This window comes from Psychroserpens sp. BH13MA-6 (assembly GCF_052983595.1).
In genome coordinates this window covers 235,186-254,111 of the sequence record NZ_JBRJGE010000002.1, presented here as the reverse complement: position 1 = coordinate 254,111, position 18,926 = coordinate 235,186, and the positions used below count along the sequence as shown (strand labels likewise).

At 35.3% G+C, this 18,926-nt stretch carries 17 protein-coding genes; 9 read left to right on the top strand and 8 right to left on the bottom strand.

Annotated elements, in window-relative coordinates:
- Positions 1 to 44 precede the first annotated feature (44 nt).
- From ACU8DI_RS05690 to ACU8DI_RS05675, 4 genes are read left to right on the top strand one after another with little or no spacing between them, the layout of a single operon-like run.
- A complete protein-coding gene (locus ACU8DI_RS05690) occupies positions 45 to 1,970 on the top strand; it encodes a BatA domain-containing protein (RefSeq protein ID WP_447111789.1) in 1,926 nt (641 codons plus the stop codon).
- On the top strand, positions 1,967 to 3,220 hold the full coding sequence (locus tag ACU8DI_RS05685) for a dihydroorotase (RefSeq protein ID WP_447111788.1): 1,254 nt from the start codon (positions 1,967 to 1,969) through the stop codon (positions 3,218 to 3,220). The genes ACU8DI_RS05690 and ACU8DI_RS05685 overlap by 4 nt, the downstream gene beginning before the upstream one ends.
- Positions 3,221 to 3,231: 11 nt before the next feature.
- Positions 3,232 to 3,564: a hypothetical protein gene (locus ACU8DI_RS05680; RefSeq protein ID WP_447111787.1), complete on the top strand. Its 333-nt coding sequence runs from the start codon at positions 3,232 to 3,234 to the stop codon at positions 3,562 to 3,564.
- A 2-nt stretch (positions 3,565 to 3,566) separates the two neighbouring features.
- Positions 3,567 to 4,214: an alpha/beta hydrolase gene (locus tag ACU8DI_RS05675; RefSeq protein WP_447111786.1), complete on the top strand. Its 648-nt coding sequence runs from the start codon at positions 3,567 to 3,569 to the stop codon at positions 4,212 to 4,214.
- 3 nt (positions 4,215 to 4,217) lie between these two features.
- On the opposite strand, the gene ACU8DI_RS05670 is transcribed toward ACU8DI_RS05675, so the two are convergent.
- Both ACU8DI_RS05670 and ACU8DI_RS05665 read right to left on the bottom strand, forming a co-directional pair.
- Complete coding sequence (locus tag ACU8DI_RS05670) at positions 4,218 to 4,721, bottom strand: hydrolase (protein WP_447111785.1); 504 nt, start codon at positions 4,719 to 4,721, stop codon at positions 4,218 to 4,220.
- Positions 4,722 to 4,740: 19 nt separating this feature from the next.
- Entirely contained in the window at positions 4,741 to 5,502 is a 762-nt protein-coding gene (locus ACU8DI_RS05665) for an MBL fold metallo-hydrolase (RefSeq protein ID WP_447111784.1), read from the bottom strand.
- Between the two features lie 94 nt (positions 5,503 to 5,596).
- Between ACU8DI_RS05665 and ACU8DI_RS05660 the strand changes: the two genes are divergently transcribed.
- Complete coding sequence (locus ACU8DI_RS05660) at positions 5,597 to 7,048, top strand: TonB-dependent receptor (protein WP_447111783.1); 1,452 nt, start codon at positions 5,597 to 5,599, stop codon at positions 7,046 to 7,048.
- A 75-nt stretch (positions 7,049 to 7,123) separates the two neighbouring features.
- On the opposite strand, the gene bcp is transcribed toward ACU8DI_RS05660, so the two are convergent.
- Positions 7,124 to 7,582 carry a thioredoxin-dependent thiol peroxidase gene (bcp, locus tag ACU8DI_RS05655; RefSeq protein WP_447111782.1) on the bottom strand — a complete coding sequence of 153 codons (459 nt, stop codon included), beginning with the start codon at positions 7,580 to 7,582 and terminating at the stop codon, positions 7,124 to 7,126.
- 35 nt (positions 7,583 to 7,617) lie between these two features.
- Here bcp and ACU8DI_RS05650 point away from each other — a divergent pair, with 35 nt between their 5' ends.
- Complete coding sequence (locus ACU8DI_RS05650; RefSeq protein WP_447111781.1) at positions 7,618 to 8,286, top strand: endonuclease III domain-containing protein; 669 nt, start codon at positions 7,618 to 7,620, stop codon at positions 8,284 to 8,286.
- Between the two features lie 229 nt (positions 8,287 to 8,515).
- Here the strand turns inward: ACU8DI_RS05650 and ACU8DI_RS05645 are convergent, their stop codons facing one another.
- Entirely contained in the window at positions 8,516 to 9,100 is a 585-nt protein-coding gene (locus ACU8DI_RS05645) for an RNA polymerase sigma factor (RefSeq protein ID WP_447111780.1), read from the bottom strand.
- A gap of 231 nt (positions 9,101 to 9,331) precedes the next feature.
- Here ACU8DI_RS05645 and uvrA point away from each other — a divergent pair, with 231 nt between their 5' ends.
- Complete coding sequence (uvrA, locus tag ACU8DI_RS05640) at positions 9,332 to 12,115, top strand: excinuclease ABC subunit UvrA (RefSeq protein ID WP_447111779.1); 2,784 nt, start codon at positions 9,332 to 9,334, stop codon at positions 12,113 to 12,115.
- A 3-nt stretch (positions 12,116 to 12,118) separates the two neighbouring features.
- On the opposite strand, the gene ACU8DI_RS05635 is transcribed toward uvrA, so the two are convergent.
- A complete protein-coding gene (locus tag ACU8DI_RS05635) occupies positions 12,119 to 13,192 on the bottom strand; it encodes a DUF3667 domain-containing protein (protein ID WP_447111778.1) in 1,074 nt (357 codons plus the stop codon).
- Between the two features lie 212 nt (positions 13,193 to 13,404).
- On the opposite strand from ACU8DI_RS05635, the gene ACU8DI_RS05630 reads away from it, so the two are divergent.
- Positions 13,405 to 14,073, top strand: coding sequence for a hypothetical protein (locus ACU8DI_RS05630; RefSeq protein WP_447111777.1), 669 nt, complete (start codon positions 13,405 to 13,407; stop codon positions 14,071 to 14,073).
- Between the two features lie 87 nt (positions 14,074 to 14,160).
- On the opposite strand, the gene ACU8DI_RS05625 is transcribed toward ACU8DI_RS05630, so the two are convergent.
- Positions 14,161 to 14,754, bottom strand: a complete 594-nt coding sequence (locus tag ACU8DI_RS05625) for an aspartyl/asparaginyl beta-hydroxylase domain-containing protein (protein ID WP_447111776.1) — start codon at positions 14,752 to 14,754, stop codon at positions 14,161 to 14,163.
- 176 nt (positions 14,755 to 14,930) lie between these two features.
- Between ACU8DI_RS05625 and ACU8DI_RS05620 the strand changes: the two genes are divergently transcribed.
- Entirely contained in the window at positions 14,931 to 16,097 is a 1,167-nt protein-coding gene (locus ACU8DI_RS05620) for a hypothetical protein (RefSeq protein ID WP_447111775.1), read from the top strand.
- Between the two features lie 90 nt (positions 16,098 to 16,187).
- Here the strand turns inward: ACU8DI_RS05620 and ACU8DI_RS05615 are convergent, their stop codons facing one another.
- The gene (locus tag ACU8DI_RS05615; RefSeq protein WP_447111774.1) at positions 16,188 to 17,648 is read right to left on the bottom strand and encodes a lipopolysaccharide biosynthesis protein; all 1,461 of its coding nucleotides are present in this window, start codon (positions 17,646 to 17,648) and stop codon (positions 16,188 to 16,190) included.
- On the bottom strand, positions 17,648 to 18,925 hold the full coding sequence (locus tag ACU8DI_RS05610; protein WP_447111773.1) for a glycosyltransferase: 1,278 nt from the start codon (positions 18,923 to 18,925) through the stop codon (positions 17,648 to 17,650). Before ACU8DI_RS05610 ends, ACU8DI_RS05615 begins: the two co-directional genes overlap by 1 nt.
- Position 18,926 lies beyond the last annotated feature (1 nt).

Below are 18,926 nucleotides of genomic sequence, written 5' to 3'. Positions count from 1 at the left end.
TTTTCTATATTTGATTCCTAACAAGAACAATCCAAAATATAGGAATGCAGTTTAAACACCCAGAACTTCTTTATGCGCTTTTTCTGCTCATTATTCCAATACTTGTTCATCTATTCCAACTGAGAAAATTTAAAAGTGTCGCGTTTACAAATGTTCAATTTTTAAAGGAATTAACACTTCAAACACGGAAGAGCTCACAACTTAAAAAATGGTTGACATTACTCACTCGCTTACTACTTCTGTCTTGTATCATAGTAGCTTTTGCCCAACCTTATATATCAAATAGTAAAAGTTTCAACACGAAAAGTGAAACCGTTATTTATTTGGACAATTCTTTTAGCATGCAATCCCCAAGTAATAATGGAAGTTTGCTTAATACGGCCATTCAGGATCTTATAGAGAATATTGATGAGAATGAACAAATATCCCTATTTACGAATAATGCTAATTTTAAAAACACGAGCATTAAAGCCATAAAAAATGACTTGATTCAATTAACACATTCCCCAAGTCAGTTGACGTATGATGCGGCAATTTTAAAAGGAAAGCAGCTATTTTCAGACGATGATGATACCATCAAAAACTTAGTGTTAATTTCAGATTTTCAACAAAAACAAGAAGGCCTTTCTTTGAAGAACGATAGCCTTATCAATTTACAGCTTGTGAAATTAGAACCTTCGAGTCGCTCCAATGTTGCAGTAGATAGTATTTATATCTCTAAATCTACAATAGAAAACCTGGAATTAACGGTTCAATTAAAAAATCAAGGGAGTGAAATTGCCACCTTACCAGTATCATTGTACAATAATGACAAGTTAATGGCAAAAACAGCAGTAAGCATTACTGACGAGGCTGTCACTAATTTCACCATTCCGGCTAATACTGTATTTAATGGTAAAATTATCATTGAAGACAGCAATCTTCAGTATGATAACAGCTTATACTTTAACATTGATCAACGTGAAAAAATTAAGGTATTAGCAATCAATGAAACAGACGATGAATTCCTTAGTAAAATATATACAAATGACGAATTTGAGTATCGGTCATTTAGTTTTAACGCTCTCAATTATAATGTCATTGATCAACAAAATTTGATTGTGCTCAATGAACTCACCGAACTCCCTAATTCACTCATTACTACCTTAAAATCATTCTCTAATAACGGAGGATTCATATTAATTATACCTTCAAGTGAGGTATCTTTAAACTCTTACAATCAATTATATAATACTTTAAATTTAGAATCATTTAGTGAGCCTGTAAAAACAGAGAAGAAAATTACAAACATCAACTTTTCTCACCCCTTGTTAGCCAATGTTTTTGACAACCGTGTTGATAATTTTCAGTATCCAAAAGTTAATTCGTATTATAGCAATGCGACGCGTTCCGCTAATTCCATTTTAAACTTTGAAGATGGCACCTCTTTTTTGGCACAATCAGGAAATACCTTTAGGTTTTCCGCAGCCTTAAATCCTGAAAATTCGAATTTTAAAAACTCACCACTTATTGTTCCTATACTCTATAATATTGGAAAGAAAAGTTTAAAAACCGGTGATTTATATTATACCATCGGAAAAGAGAACAAAATTGATATTCCTACAATCCTTCAACAAGATGATATCTTAAATTTAGTGAAAGGTGAAGATGCCGTTATTCCTCTGCAACAAACTTTCGATAATAAAGTAGAGCTAACCACAGACACTTATCCAGAAATAGCAGGTATAATTTCAGTAAAAAATAAAGATCAATTTTTAAAAAACTTGAGTTTTAATTATGATAGATCAGAGAGTTTGCTCAATTATTATGACACAGAGCAACTTGGCAATTATGACACTAGTAATTCTGTAGCCTCTGCGATTAGTGATATTAAAAGTGCCACAAATGTTAATGAACTATGGAAATGGTTTGTTATTTTTGCAGTGATTTTCTTAATTATCGAAATGCTCATCTTAAAATTCCTAAAATGAACGTACTTGTAAAATCTGCCACTATAGTTGACCCTAAAAGCGATTTTCACAACCAAACCGTTGATATTTTAATTGAAAAAGGAGTTATTTCAAAAATTTCTAAACGGCTATCAAATCCTAAAAATTTCAAGGAAATTAGAAAAGACAACCTTCATGTATCCCAAGGTTGGTTTGACAGCAGTGTTAGTTTTGGCGAACCTGGTTATGAAGAGCGTGAGACCATTGCGAATGGTCTTGAAACTGCTGCTAAATCAGGGTTTACTGAAGTTGCTGTTAATGCAAATACGTTTCCAGTAATCGATTCACATGCTGATATTTCTTTCTTAAAATCACAAGCCAATAAGCATATTGTCAACTTAAACCCTATTGGTGCCTTAACAAAAAATAGTGATGGTCTTGAACTTGCAGAACTCTACGATATGAAGTCAGCTGGTGCTGTGGCATTCTACGATTATCAGAGTCCGATAACCAATCCTAACCTCATGAAACTGGCCTTACAATATGCTAGCAACTTCGGAGGTCTCGTATGTTCATTTCCACAAGAATCACGGATAAGCGGACTTGGTGTCATGAATGAACATATTGCAAGTACGTCATTAGGTTTAAAAGGAAATCCGGCCTTAGCCGAAGAACTGCAGATTGCAAGAGACTTGTTTATTTTAGAATACACAGAAGGTAAACTTCACATTCCAACCATTTCAACTGCCAAATCGGTGGCGTTAATTAGAGAGGCTAAAAGAAAAAAACTGGATGTGACTTGTAGTGTCGCCATTCACAATGTGATGTTCTCTGACGATTCCTTAAAAACCTTCGATACCAACTACAAAGTCTTGCCACCACTCAGGACGCAACAGGACATCGATGCTCTCATAGAAGGATTAAAAGATGGCACTATAGACATGGTTACAAGTGATCATAATCCAATGGATATAGAGCACAAAAAAATTGAGTTTGATCATGCGTCTTACGGAACTATTGGATTAGAAAGTGCGTTTGGCGCACTGAATTCGATATTTACAGTAAAAAAGACCATAGAATTATTAACAAGAGGCAAAGAGCGTTTTGGCATTGAACCATCGACAATCCGTGAAGGTCAAAAAGCTAATTTGACATTATTCAATCCAAATGGTAACCACATCTTTACCGAGGAAGATATATTATCAACATCTAAAAACGCCATTTTTAAAGGGTATGAACTGAAAGGTTACGTTTACGGTGTTATTGCCAATAACCAATCTGAGATAAAATAAATTCAGCTATTATGACAAACAATGCTGCAGAACAAGGAAAAACGTTAGCAATCGTAAGTTACATCACAATTATAGGAACTTTAATTGCCTTCTTTATGAATCGCGAAGATCGCAATCCATTTGTCTCGTTTCATGTAAGACAAGCCTTAGGACTGGGATTAACTTGGTACATTCTAGGCTATTTTATAGGCGGATTTGACAGTTGGATGATTACCTTATCTTTTTGGATATTTTTTATGGTGTTATTCCTCTATGGCATTTTTGGAGCAGCTACAGGAAAAATGAATGAAGTTCCGCTGATAGGTGCCTTTTTCCAAAAAATATTTTCAGCAATCGGACAATAACTATGGGATTATCTTTACAACACATTACAAGACCATCATCACTTACCAGTAATGCGCCACTATTGATTATGTGCCATGGTTATGGCAGTGATGAAAATGACTTATTTTCATTTGCTAACGAGTTACCAGAGGAACTATTTGTCATATCTCTTAAGGCTCCACATCCTATGCAGCCTTTTGGAAATGCCTGGTATGCCATTAATTTTGATGCGCAACAAAACAAATGGAATGATGTAGATCAGGCTAAAGAATCTAGAGATCTTATTGCTAATTTTATTGAAGAAGCTTGTAACCAATTCCCAGTTGATAAAGAGAATGTCACACTTTTAGGCTTTAGCCAAGGTACCATATTGAGCTATGCAGTTGCCTTAACATATCCAGAAAAAGTAAAGAATATTATTGCTTTGAGCGGTTACATTAGTGAGGACATGATAGAGATACATGAAAACACCGAAGATTACAATCATTTAGACTTTTACTGTTCTCATGGCAGCGCAGATCAAGTTATTCCGGTTGATTGGGCAAGAAAAGCACCCAAATTTTTAGATCAATTAAACATTAAGCATAGCTATTCGGAATTCCCTGTTGGTCACGGTGTGGCACCGCAAAATTTTTATGAATTTCGAAGTTGGCTCAACAAGCGTATTTAAAAATTAAGGCTGGTAAAGAATGGATTCAATCACTTTAAATTTTAATTGAGTCTCATTTTCAATATCATACTCCAATAACATTTCACCCCAATAAGTCCCATCTGTAAAACTGGCAATAATCCATTTGTGGTTCAGCATTCTAATTTGGTCAATAAGCATCTTATTATCTGTCATTGAAGCGAAAGGTACCAACGGATGGTCTTCAGTGTCATAAATATTTAGATTCATCAATTCATCCTTTATCATTGGGACAAATTCTGAAATATTATATCCACGTCGTTCCCAATACGTCATGGCGTCATCATTAGTTTCAAATTTAAAGCTATATAAACTGGCTGCTTTATCATCTTCAAGCATCTGAATCGAATCTTTCAATTGCGTCGTTTTTTCCATGTAATTTGTCAATTGACTATCATAATTCTCAATAATATTTTTTGAATTGACATACTGAAAAATGACAAGTAGCAATGTGAAAATAAATAAGTACATAAAAACTCTCTGCTTCATAATTAGGTTTGTTTTTAAATCAAATTTCTATTTCTAGATTATCGTAGGCTAAATAAACGTTTTTCGGTAATTTTTGTTGCACCTCATCATGAAAACCTAAATAGTGACTAATGTGCGTAAGATAGGCCTTCTTAGGTTTTACTTTATCAATAAGCGATAAAGCTTCATCTAAATTAAAATGTGATATGTGCTCTGTCTCTCTCAACGCATTAACGACCAATACTTTCACTCCAGTGAGTTTTTCAACTTCTTCATCTGCAATGGTTTTCATATCAGTGAGATAAGCAAAATCGCCAAACCTAAAACCAAAAACCTGCAATTTATGGTGGTAACCGTTGATAGGAACAACCTCCAAATTGCCTAAAGTAAAGGGCGTATTGGTGATTTCATTTTGTATAACACTTGGGACACCAGGATACTTATCCTTTGTTGTAAATATATAATTGAACCTTGTATTCAGTTCCTTTAAAACTCGTTTATGCGCATAAAATGGAATATCTCCTTGTCTAAAATAAAACGGTCGAATATCATCTAATCCAGCGGTATGATCGGCATGCTCGTGCGTAAATACAATCCCATCAATCTTCTCACATTGTGCTCGCAGCATTTGCTGTCTAAAATCTGGACCACAATCTATGACATAGGTATAAGAATCCCATTGTACTAAAACTGAAACTCTTAAGCGCTTATCTTTAGGGTTGTCACTCAAACACACAGGATGATCACTTCCTATTACTGGGATGCCTTGAGATGTTCCTGTACCTAAAAAAGTTACTTTCAACCTATTTTCAATTTCCTACAAAAATAAAACTTATTTTTTTAGTTTGACCTGCTATTTTAATACCTTTGTAATGTTGACAAACCCAAAATTAAAGATGGAAATAACCTTAAAAGGAGACAGAGAGTTTGATGAGATTCCTTCACTGAAAACCAAATGTTTAAGAATTAATCTAAATGAAAATATTTACGGAACGTTTGCTGAAATTGGTGCAGGTCAAGAAACTGTAAGACAGTTTTTTAGAGCAGGAGGTGCTTCTGGAACAATTGCAAAAGCGATGTCCGCTTATGATAAAGCTTTTAGTGATGCCATATACGGTATAGAAGATGACAAACGTTATGTCACAGAAGCTCGACTGAGAAAAATGTTAGACCATGAAATTAATTTGGTCGAAGAACGCTTGGTAAGAGAGTCTCACCCTAACAAAATGTTCTTTACCTATGCCAATACCGTAGCGACCATTGATTTTGCAAAAAAGTATAAAGGTCATGGTTGGGTTGGCATAAAATACCAAGTAGATCCTAAACAAGATTACAATGAAATCGTTTTGCATATTCGCTTTAAAGAGAATGATGCGCGATTACAACAAGAGACTTTAGGAATTTTAGGTACCAATCTTATTTATGGTGCTTTTTATAAATACAATGAACCTAAAAAGTTGTTGCGTTATTTATACGATCATCTTCACAAAGACCAAGTAGAAATTGATACCATTAATTTTGCTGGTCCCGTATTTAAGGATATTGATAATCGTTTGATGAGTCTACAGCTGGTTAAAAATGGCATGACAGATGCAGTCATGTTTGCGCCTGATGGCAACAACGTGTTACCAGCAAGGGTACTCTATAAAAGAAACATTTTAGCACTTAGAGGTAGTTTTAGACCTGTAACTAAAGTGAACATGGATATGTACAAAAAATCGTATGACATGTTTATCAAGGAGAACAAGGTCGATGTAGATAAAACTCAAGTGATTTTTGAAATTACGCTCTCTAATCTGCGTGCGGAAGGAGAAATTGATGAACAAGATTTCATGGATAGAGCGCGATTGCTTTGTTCCTTGGGACAAACGGTTCTCATTTCTAATTTCCAAGAATATTATAAACTCGTTGAATACTTCTCTCAATACACCAAAAGCCGTATGGGATTAGCTATGGGTGTTAATAATCTCGTTGATATTTTCGATGAGAAATACTACCGTCATTTAAGTGGTGGTATCCTCGAAGCCTTTGGAAAGTTATTCTTCAAAGATTTACGAGTCTATCTATATCCTATGCAAAATGACGATGGTACACTAACAGATAGTGAAAACCTGAAAGTACACCCAAGAATGAAAGAACTTTACAAGTTCTTCAAATACAACGGTAAAGTGGTTGATATTACAGATTATGACGATTCTATTTTAAAGGTGTTCTCTAGAACCGTGTTAAAAATGATTGCCAACGGTGAAGACGGCTGGGAGGCTATGTTGCCCGAAGGTGTCTCCAACCTTATTAAAGAAAAGAGCCTCTTTGGATGTGAAACAGAAGGCATTCATTTAGGAGAATAAGAACTAATATATTCATACTAAAAAGCCATGGACACTATGCCATGGCTTTTTTTATATCTCGTTATATTCAATGATCTATGAATCAGCTAAAATTTGAGACGTATGATCTTTGGTCTTCACTTTTGTAATGACGTCCTCTATGATACCATTTTCATCAATGACAAAAGTTGTTCTATGAATACCATCATATTCTCTCCCCATAAATTTCTTGGGTCCCCAAACACCAAAGGCTTCAATAACAGATTTATCCTCATCGGCTAAAAGTGGATATTGAAATCCATATTTGTTTTTAAAATTAGACTGACGCTTGGCACTATCTGCACTCACCCCCAAAATCTCATAACCCTTCGACTTAAAACGCTCATAGTTATCATTTAAATTACAGGCCTCTGCAGTACAACCTGGTGTACTCGCTTTCGGATAAAAGAAAACAACAAGTTTCTTTCCTTCATAATCGGATAATGAAATAGTATTTCCTTGCTCGTCTTTAGCTGAAAAATCTGGAGCTTTATCTCCGGCTTTTAATTGTGTCATAATTGTTAACTTTGGTTTTTGTAAAAATACGATTTATGACCAAGCAAGAAAAGGTAGATTTTGTTATTAATACGTTAAAAGAGCTCTATCCTACCATTCCAATTCCTTTAGAACATAAAGATCCTTATACCTTGCTAATTGCTGTACTGATGTCGGCACAAAGCACAGATGTTCGGGTCAATCAAATTACACCACTTCTTTTTGCTAAGGCCGATAATCCTTATGACATGGTAAAATTAACGGTAGATGACATTCGCGACATCATAAGGCCTGTTGGATTATCTCCTATGAAGAGTAAGGGAATTCACGGCTTATCAAAAATTCTTATCGAAAAGCACGACGGTAAAGTACCTCAAACCTATGAAGAATTAGAAGCCTTGCCAGCCGTAGGTCATAAAACAGCTGCTGTTGTCTTATCACAAGCTTTTGGAATACCAGCCTTTCCTGTCGACACTCATATCCATCGATTAATGTATCGTTGGAATTTATCAAACGGAAAAAATGTGGTACAAACAGAGAAAGATGCTAAACGTTTATTTCCTAAAGAACTTTGGAATGATCTGCATTTACAAATTATTTGGTACGGACGTGAATATTCACCTGCACGCGGATGGGATCTCGATAAAGATATTATCACAAAAACGATTGGTCGCTCTTCGGTTCTAAAAGAATATTATAAAAATAAAACGAAAAAAAAGTCCTGAAGACTAACGATTCAGGACTTTCTCAAATTTAGTTTTGAAGTGCTTCAAACTTCAAATTATTGCAATGTATAACACTTAAAGCCTTTGAGTAATTCAAAAGAAAATCCACTGTCTCTTCTTTTGGGTTTAGGTTGTTTTGCTTTTGGGGACATTCAGAGTAAAGTTTTGCCATTTTACGATTTTTAGTTTGTTATAATCTTTAAAACGTAACAAAACTTAACTTATTGTATTAATTTGTTAAAATAATATTATTCTTATCAATTACCTTCCTTAAGTTGATTAATGCATAACGCATCCTTCCTAAGGCCGTATTGATACTTACTCCTGTTCTTTCAGATATTTCCTTAAAGCTCATATCCTTGTACATTCGCATAATCAACACCTCTCGTTGATCATCAGGAAGCTCTTCAATGAGCCTTCTAAGATCGCAATCCACTTGGTTTTTAATGATTTGTTTTTCAGCATTTAACGCAGGGTCACCAAGGACAGAAAAGATATTAAAATCTCCGGAATTATCGAATTTCGGCATTCTATTATTCTTTCTGAAATGATCTATAACCAGGTTATGTGAAATACGCATAACCCAAGGTAAAAACTTACCTTCTTCGTTATACTTTCCTAATTTCAAGTTTTTTATGACTTTGATAAAAGCATCCTGAAAGATATCTTCAGTGATATCCCTATCATATACTTTGGAATAAATAAAACTGTAAATTTTCTGCTTGTGCCTGTGAATGAGAACCGACAGAGCGCTTTCGTCTCCATCCATGTAGTTCCTTACTAAAACAGCGTCTGTGATAAGTTCGTGTCTCATAATTATTACTTTAATGGCAAAGAAATTAATCTTAGCTTGGGGTTAAAATTCTAAAGTAATATTATGTTATAGGCAACTAGGTTTTAAGTATTTATGTCTTCAAATATAACAACAATCATTCCGAAATTCCAAGAAATCAGACTAAACTTTAACATTTTAATCGACAATACTTCATTTTCTAAGGTTCTGTAAAAGCCGTATCTTTGCACATTCTAATTTGCTATGAGGCCCATGAAACAGAACATTCTAGACTTAAATCCGAAGGAAAACATCATTATAAAAGGTGCAAAATTGCACAATCTCAAAAATATTGATGTTGTGATTCCTCGTAATAAATTAGTGGTTATTACGGGTTTATCAGGTTCTGGAAAGTCTAGTTTGGCATTTGATACGTTGTACGCGGAAGGTCAAAGACGCTATGTTGAAAGCTTATCTAGTTATGCCAGACAGTTTTTGGGCAGACTAAACAAACCTAAAGTAGATGTCATTAAAGGCATAGCGCCTGCCATAGCGATAGAACAAAAAGTGAATAGTACGAATCCAAGATCTACAGTTGGGACCACGACTGAAATCTATGATTACCTCAAGCTACTTTTTGCACGTATTGGAAAGACCTATTCACCCATTTCTGGAAATTTGGTAAAAAAACATCGAACGAAAGATATTCTTGATTTAGTAAAGTCATTTGATGAACGTGAAAAACTGTTACTCCTCTCTCCTATTATTCTTGAGGAAGGCAGAAGCATGGAAGACAAATTAAACGTTTTAAAGCAACAAGGATATGCTCGTGTTCAACATGAAGAGAGCGTTTTCAGAATCGAGGAAGCCGTTGAAAAGAAACTGACGAAAAATGTCTTTTTAGTCGTTGACCGGATCATTGTTAAGCATGAAGACGATTTCTATAATCGTTTGGCCGATGCTATAGAAACTGCATTTTTTGAGGGGAAAGGCACCTGTATCATTGAATCACTTTCAGATCAAAAACGTTTCGAATTCAATAATCGTTTTGAATTAGATGGCATGTCATTTTTGGAACCTAATCCGCATTTATTCAGCTTCAACAATCCTTATGGAGCGTGTCCGAAATGTGAAGGGTATGGTGATGTTATTGGCATCGATGAAGACCTGGTAATTCCAAATACGGGTCTTTCGGTATATGACAACGCTATTTTTCCTTGGCGAGGGGAAAGCATGAGTTGGTATCGCGATCAATTGGTCAATAATTCCCATAAATTTGATTTTCCTATCCACAAGCCATTTTATGAACTTACCGATAGCCAAAAACAATTAATTTGGGAAGGTAATGAGTACTTTGAAGGTCTCAACGACTTTTTTGCTGAATTAGAATCCAAAGCTTATAAAATTCAAAATCGCGTCATGTTGTCACGATATCGCGGGAAAACAAAATGTACCGTTTGTAAAGGAAAACGCTTAAGAGTTGAGGCCAACTATGTAAAAATTAATAAGGTCACGATTACCGATTTGGTTGAAATGCCATTGGATCAACTCGCTAATTTCTTTAAGCAGTTAGAACTTGACGATTACGATACTCAAATTGCTGAGCGCTTGTTGAAAGAAATCAACAACAGACTTTCCTTTCTAAGTAATGTTGGCCTAGATTATTTGACACTCAATAGGAAATCAAATACGCTTTCAGGTGGTGAAAGCCAAAGAATCAATCTCGCCACTTCTTTAGGTAGTAGTTTGGTTGGTTCGATGTATATCTTGGATGAACCAAGCATTGGACTTCATCCTAAAGACACAGAAAAACTGATCAAGGTATTGATGGCATTGCGAGATTTAGGCAACACTGTGATTGTAGTTGAACATGATGAAGATATTATGAAAGCAGCCGATAGTATCATTGACATTGGTCCGGAAGCTGGTACATTTGGTGGTGAAGTGGTTGCCACTGGTAGCTATAAAGACCTATTAAAATCTGAATCTTTAACAGCAAAGTACCTCAGTGAAACGATGAAAATTGAGGTGCCTAAAACAAGAAGAACCTCTAAATACCAAATTGAAATTGAAGGTGCTAGAGAGCATAATCTTCAAAATATAGATGTCACCTTTCCGTTAGAAATGTTGACGGTAGTTACAGGTGTTTCAGGAAGTGGAAAAAGTACCTTAGTTAAGAAAATTGTATTTCCTGCCATTCAAAAACACCTCACTGGATTTGGCGATAAACCCGGTCAGTTTACGAATTTAAGCGGCAACTTCAAAAACATCAAACATATTGAGTTTGTTGACCAAAACCCAATTGGCCGCTCCTCCCGTTCCAATCCAGTCACTTATATTAAAGCTTATGACGATATCAGAGCCTTGTTTGCGAGTCAAAAATTGAGCAAAATTAGAAACTTTCAAGCGAAACATTTCAGTTTTAATGTGGATGGCGGACGTTGTGAAACCTGTAAAGGAGATGGAGAGGTGACTATAGAAATGCAGTTTATGGCCGATGTGCATCTTACCTGTGAAACTTGTCAAGGTAAACGTTTCAAAAAAGATGTTTTGGAAGTGACCTTTGAAGAAAAAAACATAGATGATATTTTATCAATGACGATTGATGATGCTATTCGTTTTTTTAAAGAACATGACGTCACAAAAATTCAGAAAAAGCTACAACCGCTGCAAGATGTTGGACTTGGCTATGTCACTTTAGGACAAAGTTCATCTACGCTTTCAGGCGGTGAAGCCCAACGAATTAAATTAGCGTCTTTCCTAGGTAAAGGTTCAAAAAGTGATAATGCCTTATTTATTTTTGATGAACCAACGACAGGCCTTCATTTTCATGATATCAAGAAATTATTACAATCATTTCAGGCTTTGATTGCAAAAGGGCATTCCATTATTGTCATAGAACACAATCTGGAGCTTATTAAGTGTGCAGATTACATCATTGATTTAGGTCCTGAAGGTGGTCATCGTGGCGGTCAGTTAGTTGCGGCTGGCACACCAGAAGCTCTAGTAAAAAATGAGAAATCCATTACCGGACAATACTTAAAAGAGAAGCTCTAAATATCAGGTGGTTAAAAACGAAAAAGTCAGAACAATTCCTCCTGCGACGGGTATCACAAACATTAGGAAAATAAAGGTAATTATACCGCTTTTTATCCAAGTCCATAGCCAATGTTGACCATAAAACCGGTGTAATGCAATAAAGAAATAGACATATGTGGATAATACAATCAAAAAATCGATCCAATTGGGTATATCAATTACAAATCTATTAACCGCGAATAGAATACTAAAAACCATAAACAAATACGAAAAGAAGTAAAAGCTAAACACTAAGTGGTGTGCATATTTCCCTTTTCGCAAATAGAATAATTTAAGAATCAAGGCAAATAAAGGTAGAAGAAAAAACATGGATATGGGAATACTATCAAAAAAAGCTTGCAAGATAGTTCCAACTCCCTGACCTTTTACCAAGCCTAGCATCCGTGCAAAAAAACGACGTTCAATAAAACCTGCGTCATCAGACATGCCCATTTCTTTATAAATTACTTGCTCCTCTGCACCTGCCGCTATTAAGGAATCAATGCGTTCCTTGTCAAAATTCCAAGAGGTCTTAATATTCTTAGGATTCTTATTGGCCATTTTAATCACAGAGTCTGCTAATTTCAAATCTTGATCCTTTATGCCATACTTACTAGGATCATCCTTTAAGGGCTGCATAATTTTCTCTATTTCCAATGAATCTAAGGAGGGATTGACCGAATCAGCGATCTGAATCATTTCATTTTTAACCAGTTCCTTGTTAAACTTATTCGCTTTTTGCACCAATTCACGGGTACTAAATGACATGACGAAAAAGAAAATCACTGAAATGAATAAATACATTTGAGCAGGATGTAAATACATCAAACGTTTACCTTGCAAAAATTTTTTAGCTAAATATCCAGGTTTCACCATTAATGGAATAAAACTCTTTAAAAATCTAGCATCAAATGAGAAATAATTACTAATCGTATTGTAGAATAGAACTCCAATGGTCAGTTCCTCATTGGTTTTTTGACCGCAATGTGGGCAAAATTCAAAGGCTTTTTCCAAAGTTGTCTCACAGTTCTGACATTGGATGGGTTGCTCTTCCATATAACAGATTGGTTGGTGTTATAAAAGTAACAAAAAAAATGACTTCTTTATATTAAACATCATTTCGAAATGCCACAAGCTTAACTCAAAATCATTGTAACTTACTAATATTTAGGTGTTTATATTTTTGGCACGCAAATTGAAACTTACATAGCAAATAGCGTAAGCCGAAAAGCTACAAATGAGTAGGCAAAATCAAAACCTTTAATACTATGAAAAAATTAGTACTATTATTTACAGGGATGTTAATGGGATTAACAACTGTATCAGCAGCAGAAACAACTGCAACACAAGGAATCGATTTTAATAATTCACGCTATCGTTTTGCAGAACCAATTGTGTTCATTGAGCGTGGTGTAGAATTTTTAATTTTTCCTGATGGAACTTTTGACTTCAATACGGAAGTTATGAATAACGTTTCAGAAGTCTACTACAGAACGTCGAGAACTAGAAGAAGATCTATGAATACCACATTTGGTGCACCAGGAACCGTGAGTAGAATCCATTATTCAACGCCTAGACCAAGAGGTGTTATCATTACACATGACCATGAAGGAAAGGTGCGAAGAATTGGAAATGTCTTTATCAATTATGATAGACAGGGACGTATAAAACGTGCTGGAACTGTATATATGAGTTATCAACGTAACGGATCACTGAGACAAGTGGGCGGATTGCGAGTTAACTACAACCATTGGGGAGAAATTGTCCATATAGATGGTATTGTTAACCACAGTAATGCCACATTGAACTGTGGTTTAGGATCAGGTGTAGGTACTCATTCATACGACAACTATGATCTTGGTGAAACATACGACGATGACTATTACTACTACCGTAAAAACGGAAAAGTTAAAAAGCAAAAAAAGCGTAAAAACTAAAGTTTAATTTTTATTTGTTGAAAGCCCATGAATTTGGGCCATTAAAATCCCGAAGCGTCTCCCCAAACCTTCGGGATTTTTTATGTATTAGCAAGAGATGATCAAATCTTTTAAGTTGTCATTGGGTTGCATATCAATAGTGAGATTAACCCGTTCTTGATCTCCATCGTTGACCACATGATGGGTGTCTGTTAATTTTAAATACCAACATTCTCCGGGTTTCATGTCTACTGGAATCTGATTTAAATAAAAAGTCACATCGTCATTACTTAAGATAGGAATCGTAAGACGTATGACTGATTTTTCAATCTCTAACCCCAATGTTGGATCTTTATGAGCCTTCACCTGAGCGTTTGGTGCTAATCGCAACAATCTCACCAGCGTTACTTTAGTAATTTCATCAAATTGCTCAACAATACTTTTTAGATAAGGAGATGCATTGAGTGCTTCAGAATTCATCCAATCTGTCCAAGAACCATCGGCATAATCATCCGCTGGAGGTGGTTCAGGTAAGGAATTATCAACCGTATGTGCTGGTGCACGTAACATAATCACATTGTAATATTCAAAGTTTTTAGGTTGTAATGCTACATATTCTGCATACATTTTATCGGATTCAAAATGAAACGGTAGTTTCGCACGATCTTTAAAATGAAGTTGTGGTTTTTTAATCCCATTCATGACTATTATTTATCTATGATTTGAATTGTGACAAGTTAAAAGCCTTTAAGAAATCATACAATAGGTAAATCTACCTGTTTTTATAATTATCTATATTTCAGTATATTAAGTCGTAGTTTGCAACTTTGGCACGTTAATTGTTTCATATATATTGTAATTTAAAAACCCAAACAATTATGAAACGAATAGTATCACTTTTTACAATGTTGCTCCTCATAGGGACGACAGTAAACGCAACAACCACCAACACAGTAGCATCCAATACAACACACAACTATGTTAGAGGTTATGATAATTCTTTCATATTTGTTGAGGATGGTATTGAATTTTCAGTATTTAGAGATGGGCAATTTGATTTTTACATCCCTAACTACGGTCCCAATGTGAGTGTTGGTATCAACACACCGAATGTTTCCATTAGTTTTAATTCTGGATACGACTACAATCCATATGTTCAGTATGATGATTTTGGTGCGATCATTCAAATAGAGAACACACCTGTATTTTATGATTTCTACGGACGTGTGACTCAAATTGGAAATGTCAATATCCGATATAACAGTTTTGGACGAATCTCTCGATTGGGCGGACTTTACGTACACTATAACAGTTATAGAACATTTACACATTGTACTGGTTTTATCAATGTTTACAATAGATCATATGTATACAGACCATGGCACGCCTATTATGTCGTTCCACCTGTAAACTACTGTGTTGTTTATGCAAGACCATATAGACAATATTATACACCAATTAGACATACTTATTACAGACCTTACAGAGATAATTTCAGACAGCCAGTTCGTGTGAATAGCAGACGAGGAACAGTTGCTACGACTGGGCGTCGATCAACAAGTATCAGTAATAGATATAAGCAGAGTGCCACACCTAGAAGAGGAAATGCCACGGTAAATAGCACGCCAAGACGCGACAACAGAGCGGTGAATAGTACGCCAAGACGTTCCAATGGTAACTCTGTGAGTACAAGAACACCAAAGAACAGAGCTGTAAGTTCTACACCAAGAACTACAAGAGATGTTGCGGTCAAAAACAGAAATGTATCGTCTAAACCTAGAACATCAACACCACGTCGATCTAATAATGTGACGAAATCACCTAGATCCGTGTCTCATAATAAAGGAACTTCTAAAAATGTTGTTAAAAGACAGAGTGTTAGAAAACCAAACAGGTCAAATACTCGTATATCAAGTAACAAGCGAAACGCAAATACATCGAGAACGATGAAAAGTTCGAGAGCAAGAAGTTCATCGCAAATGAAAACATCAAGTTCTAGAACCTCTTCAAAAGGAAGAAGTTCAAAGACTAGAAAAAGATCTTAATGACATAAATTTTTTGGTTGGTTAGTAGAATTTCCCATAAGCAGTATGCCTCAAAGCACCTTATGGGATTTTCTCATTTTAGACCCTAAACTACTTCCGCTTTAGGTACTTATTAAATACTTCTGAAATATCCGCTGAAAGGTTAAGCCGATAAACTACAAATCCGTAAACCAATGCGACGCTGGTAGATTTTAAAAGAATATTTATATAGGGGTTAAAAGGGTATTCCCAAAAATAGAAAAGCATTACCAGCGACACCAACAATACGAAAACCTTTAAAGTTTCTTTTGTAAAAGGATACATTTGAAATTTATGTTTTACAAAATATATTTTTATTGAATTGTAAATCAGAATCGCCAAAAACGTGGCAATTGCAGACCCATTAATTCCATATATAGGAATAAAAACCATATTCAACACAATCGCTAAAACAGCGAGTATAACTCCAAAAATCAACACAACTCGGTAATAATCACTATTGAATAAAATCGCATTATTGTTACCAAGTAAGTTATCGAATAATTTGGCAATGCTAATTAAAAACACAACAATTAAACCACCACTAAATTCTGATGGAATGATCCTATAAAGTTCATTAATGTTTAAAACGATAAGCAGAAAGATAAAGCCACTTATGACAAATAAGGTCAACGAACTTCTCTTATACAAATCGGTGAGAGCCTTTTTATTTTTCTCATTTAAAAATTGAGCTGTCAAAGGCAAGAGTATTTGATGCATAGCGCGCTGAGGAACTGCGATTACTGTTGCAATAAAAACAGCCACACTATAATGTGCAACTACTGAAATGGGTTCGATATAACTATTGAGCATGACCTTATCCAAATCCAAAATCAGTGTTGCCACTGATCCAGCTAAAATAATGAGCAAGGAATATTTTAAGATGGCTCCTATCCTATCAATTTTATTAAACTTGAAAACAGGTAATCGTTTCGCAAAGGCATAGAGCATCATGATTAAACCTCTCAAAACATAAACGCCAACAATCCCAATAAAAAACTGATCAATAGTGATGGCATTAAAATACACTAAAAATAAAAGAACCATGGCACCTACACGATGAAAAACTTCTTTCATAAAATTCCCGAAAACGGTTTGCATCTGCACTTTTACCCAAGCATAGAACACTTCAAAATAGGCCATTGAAAGAGCAGTGATGAAAATATACCACAAATAACCACGAACAATCTCATTTTTCCTTGATAATAAGTCGGCGATTGTATCGTATGCCAAATGACCAACAATGGCCGCTGGAATTGCGAACAATAATGGTAAAAATAGCATAAGGGTCAAGAAACTATTCAGTGAGTTCTTAGATTTAAAGGTCGTGTAAAATTTCACTAAGGTATTATGAACGCCAAACGCCATAAAGGGCATCATGATATTGGCAGCAGATAATACATATGCTACTAGTCCGTAATACTCATCTGAAATAAAATTTGTGTAAAGAAACAAGGCATTGATGGCACCAATACCGAATCCCAAATAGGTAGCAATCGTATTACGAAAGGACTGATTAATAACTATTCCCATTATAAAATATCGCTCAATGCTTTGGTTAAAGACCTTCTTGAATAGCGCTCTAAACCTATCGCATTAACGGTTAAATTATTTGATTTATAAGCCTTAAAATACGATAAAATTTGAGACTTAATTTCAGTTTTTTCGTTGTAATTAAAATATCGACCCGTATTGGTCTCTTGAATTATTTGTGCCACATCAGACCCTTCTGGTCCTACCGCTAAAATAGGCGTGGCCGAGGCCATATATTCGAACAACTTTCCAGGTATAATCACTTTGGTGTCTTCAGAATCAATTTCTAGCAATAGCAATAGTTGAGAGGACATCTGTGCTTCTATTGCTTTATTATGCGCAAGGTATCCCATGTCTCTAATATAAGGATCCAAGCCATAAGATTTTAAAGTATTCCTGACGTCCTCACTCACCACTCCAATGAATTTTAACTCAAAGTCTTTTTTAAAATCCTTGTCTTCAGCGATAAGTTCACTTAAGGCATTCCAAAGCGCCTTCGGATTTCTTTCAGACAGCAAGGAACCAATATGTGCTATTGTAAATTTTTGGTCTTTTTCTGGACGTGAAACCTTATGAATATCATAACCATTAGTGATGACAAAAATAGGTCTTGTTGTTTTTGTTGCGAACTCATCTTTGGTGTCACCGCTGGTTACAATAATTTTATCTGCAGTCTGAAGCACTTTCGATTCTAATTCTCGATGTTTATTTTGAGAAGCTTTTGTCAATTTTAATTGCTTGTGATAACCTATGGTCGTCCATGGATCTCTAAAATCGGCAAGCCAGGTCACATCTAGTGCTTCTTTAAGACCCAATCCAATTAGATGAAGGCTATGTGGTGGGCCAGTCGTAATAATCGTATTAATTTGATTATCGCTGATATAAGTTTTTAGGTATTCAATAGAAGGTTTCACCCAGTTCTTACGAGCATCAGGAATAAAAAAATTCCCTCTTACATACAATAGTAATCGCTGGATCAATGATTGCTTTTTCTGCTTTGGGATGACACCAGAACTTATTGTTTTTGACTGCTTTCTAGATAATAAACTCGCCAATTTATAAGGCTCATTAATTGGCTGTTTTAGAATCGTAAGATCCTCTGAAACTTCCGCCTGCAAACTGGAATCTTCTAATGGGTAACTTGGGTTTTCTGGACAATACACAATTGGTTGTATACCAAATTCTGGTAAATATTTGACAAATTTCAACCATCTTTGAACACCAGGACCTCCTGCAGGAGGCCAGTAATACGTTATGATGAGTACGCGCTTTTTCATG

Coding starts and splice junctions, on each gene's coding strand:
- ACU8DI_RS05650 (WP_447111781.1), top strand. CDS start 7,618: ATGACCAAGCAAGAAAAGGTAGATTTTGTTATTAATACGTTAAAAGAG.
- ACU8DI_RS05680 (WP_447111787.1), top strand. CDS start 3,232: ATGACAAACAATGCTGCAGAACAAGGAAAAACGTTAGCAATCGTAAGT.
- uvrA (WP_447111779.1), top strand. CDS start 9,332: ATGAAACAGAACATTCTAGACTTAAATCCGAAGGAAAACATCATTATA.
- ACU8DI_RS05685 (WP_447111788.1), top strand. CDS start 1,967: ATGAACGTACTTGTAAAATCTGCCACTATAGTTGACCCTAAAAGCGAT.
- ACU8DI_RS05675 (WP_447111786.1), top strand. CDS start 3,567: ATGGGATTATCTTTACAACACATTACAAGACCATCATCACTTACCAGT.
- ACU8DI_RS05615 (WP_447111774.1), bottom strand. CDS start 17,648: ATGGGAATAGTTATTAATCAGTCCTTTCGTAATACGATTGCTACCTAT.
- ACU8DI_RS05625 (WP_447111776.1), bottom strand. CDS start 14,754: ATGAATGGGATTAAAAAACCACAACTTCATTTTAAAGATCGTGCGAAA.
- ACU8DI_RS05620 (WP_447111775.1), top strand. CDS start 14,931: ATGAAACGAATAGTATCACTTTTTACAATGTTGCTCCTCATAGGGACG.
- ACU8DI_RS05660 (WP_447111783.1), top strand. CDS start 5,597: ATGGAAATAACCTTAAAAGGAGACAGAGAGTTTGATGAGATTCCTTCA.
- bcp (WP_447111782.1), bottom strand. CDS start 7,582: ATGACACAATTAAAAGCCGGAGATAAAGCTCCAGATTTTTCAGCTAAA.
- ACU8DI_RS05690 (WP_447111789.1), top strand. CDS start 45: ATGCAGTTTAAACACCCAGAACTTCTTTATGCGCTTTTTCTGCTCATT.
- ACU8DI_RS05670 (WP_447111785.1), bottom strand. CDS start 4,721: ATGAAGCAGAGAGTTTTTATGTACTTATTTATTTTCACATTGCTACTT.
- ACU8DI_RS05610 (WP_447111773.1), bottom strand. CDS start 18,925: ATGAAAAAGCGCGTACTCATCATAACGTATTACTGGCCTCCTGCAGGA.
- ACU8DI_RS05635 (WP_447111778.1), bottom strand. CDS start 13,192: ATGGAAGAGCAACCCATCCAATGTCAGAACTGTGAGACAACTTTGGAA.
- ACU8DI_RS05645 (WP_447111780.1), bottom strand. CDS start 9,100: ATGAGACACGAACTTATCACAGACGCTGTTTTAGTAAGGAACTACATG.
- ACU8DI_RS05630 (WP_447111777.1), top strand. CDS start 13,405: ATGAAAAAATTAGTACTATTATTTACAGGGATGTTAATGGGATTAACA.